General features: G+C 63.6%; 1 protein-coding gene. It reads left to right on the top strand.

The genetic code is table 11. The annotated features are described in order from the left end of the window. The coding region (locus tag RAD10_RS41490; protein ID WP_461621983.1) for a chemotaxis protein CheW at nucleotides 1-495 on the top strand (495 nt) is incomplete at both ends.

Here is a 495-nt window from a genome sequence, read left to right as displayed (position 1 = left end):
GCCATCACCTCGGTCTCCGGCCGCGGCGTCGGCATGGACGTGGTGCGCACCAATATCGACCAGATCGGCGGCACCATCGACATCAAGTCGGTGGCCGGCGAGGGCTCCTCTGTCACCATCAAGATCCCGCTGACCTTGGCGATCGTCTCGGCCCTGATCGTCGAAGCCGCCGGCGATCGCTTTGCGATCCCGCAGCTCTCGGTGGTCGAGCTGGTCCGGGCCCGCGCCAACTCCGAGCACCGCATCGAGCGCATCAAGGACACCGCGGTCCTCAGGTTGCGCAACAAGCTGCTGCCGCTGATCCATCTGAAGAAGCTGCTCAAGATCGACGACGGCGCCGCCTCGGATCCCGAGAACGGCTTCATCGTGGTGACCCAGGTCGGCAGCCAGACCTTTGGCATCGTCGTCGACGGCGTGTTCCACACCGAAGAAATCGTGGTCAAGCCGATGTCGACCAAGCTGCGTCACATCGACATGTTCTCCGGCAACACCATT

Source organism: Bradyrhizobium sp. 23AC (assembly GCF_054863025.1).
Note: the sequence above shows the minus strand (reverse complement) of the source record. Positions and strands in the feature narration are given on the sequence as shown.